General features: G+C 30.7%; 3 protein-coding genes. All 3 read left to right on the top strand.

Annotated features, from left to right (window positions below; genetic code table 11):
- A partial coding sequence (locus tag HG1285_RS03025; RefSeq protein WP_008288978.1) for a DHHA1 domain-containing protein occupies nt 1–282 on the top strand: 282 nt, incomplete at its 5' end.
- A complete protein-coding gene (locus HG1285_RS03030) occupies nt 279–581 on the top strand; it encodes a nucleotidyltransferase domain-containing protein (protein WP_008288977.1) in 303 nt (100 codons plus the stop codon). The genes HG1285_RS03025 and HG1285_RS03030, both read left to right, overlap by 4 nt.
- 78 nt (nt 582–659) lie before the next feature.
- Nucleotides 660–1,766 carry a S1 RNA-binding domain-containing protein gene (locus HG1285_RS18410; protein ID WP_008288976.1) on the top strand — a complete coding sequence of 369 codons (1,107 nt, stop codon included), beginning with the start codon at nt 660–662 and terminating at the stop codon, nt 1,764–1,766.
- Nucleotides 1,767–1,822: the final 56 nt, after the last annotated feature.

The following is a 1,822-nucleotide window of genomic DNA, read 5'->3' as shown; positions in this document are numbered from 1 at the left end:
ATACCACCAAATGAACTTAGAGACCTTGCAGATGTTGCAAAAGCAAAACTTGGGAAATCTGTTATACTGCTATCATCTATTGATAAAGAAAAAGGAAAGATAAATATGGTTGTCAGCGTATCAAAAGAACTTACTGATAAATACAAAGCAGGTCAGATAATAAAAGAAGTTGCACAGGTAATTGGAGGAAAAGGCGGCGGAAGACCGGATATGGCACAGGGAGGTGGAACGCAGATAGATAAATTAGATGAAGCCTTTAAAAAGTTTGAGGAAACAATTTGAATAGGACTAAAAAAGTAAGATTAAAAGAAGAAGAAATTAACGTAATAAAAACAACCATAAAACAGTTTGACCCAGAAGCTAAAATTTTCATATATGGAAGCAGGGCTGATTTGTCAAAAAAAGGCGGTGATATAGATATATTAATTATTTCTGATAAAATTTCACTTCAGGAACAATTAAAAATAAAAGCAAAATTAATTACCAAACTTGGAGATAGGAAAATAGACCTTGTGATTGCTAAAAATCCAAAAGAAACTTCATTTGTTGAAATGATATATAATCAGGCGGTAGAGATTTGAGTTTAGATATAGATATAATAAATAAAATTGAAAATTATATAAAAAATAAAAAAAGATACTGTTTATGAGGTAAATAAAATGGAGAATTACGAAAAGGAGTTTGAAGAGCTCTTAAAAGAAACAGACAATTTAATGTACTATCATAAAGGAGATATTTTAGAAGGTGAAATTGTAAAATTTGCAGATAAATATGCCTTTGTAGATGTTGGGCAGAAAACAGAAAGTGTAATAAACAAGGAAGAGGTTGAAGGTTTACAAGAAGGAGCAAAAATAAGGGCTGTTTTTACAGGAAAAAGAACGTCAGAAGGATATAACTTACTTTCAAGAAAACCTCTAATATTCAGAGAAGCCCTTGAAAAAGTTGAAAATGCTTATAAAAATCAAGAGAAAGTACCTGCAAAATTAAAAAAACAGCTTGAAAAAGGGTTCTTAGTTGATTTAGGAGGAATACAGGCATTTTTACCTTATTCTGAATCGGGATTAAAAAAAGAAGAAAAATTACCTGAAGAGTTTGAAGTTTACATTTTAAAACTGGATAAAAACAGAAAAATACCAAATATAGTTGTATCCCGTAAAAAAGTATTGGAGGAAGAAAAACAAAAGAAAAAAGAAAAACTATGGTCAGAAATAAAAGAAGGAATGACAATACCTGCAAAAGTTGTAAAAGTACAGGATAACGGTGCAGTTGTTATTATCGGAGATTTAATATATGGATTTCTACCTGCTTCGCTTTACTCATGGTATAGGGAAAAATCTATAAAAGACCTTCAAAAAGGACAGGAGATAGAAGCTAAAGTTGTTCAAAAAGATACAGAAAAACAAAAATTAATTCTTTCAACAAAAGCATTAGAAGAAAACCCGTGGGAAAAATTTCCATACAGCGAAGGAGATATAGTTACAACAGTTATAAAAGAAATAAACCCATATGGTCTTGTTGTAAAAGTGGAAAACCTGCAGGGATTTATTCACAAATCTGAAACAGACCATTTACACCCTGAGAGATTTAAATCTAAATTTAAAGAAGGTCAGGAAGTACAGGCAAAAATCATAGAACTTGACAGAGAAAATCAAAAATTAAAACTTTCAATAAAACAGGCTACGGAAAATCCCCTTGATAAATTCTTAAAAGAGCATCCAGAAGGTGAAACAATAACAGCAAAAATAAAAAACATTAAAACAAAGTAGCATTTATAGACATTGGGAAAATTGAAGTATACTTCACCTTGAAGATGCAACATGGA

The organism is Hydrogenivirga sp. 128-5-R1-1 (genome assembly GCF_000171895.1).
The sequence above is the reverse complement of the archived record's forward strand: the minus strand, read 5'-3'. Positions and strand labels throughout refer to the sequence as shown.

Excerpts from the sequence above, each read along its gene's own strand:
- HG1285_RS18410 (WP_008288976.1), top strand. The coding sequence starts at position 660 with ATGGAGAATTACGAAAAGGAGTTTGAAGAGCTCTTAAAAGAAACAGAC.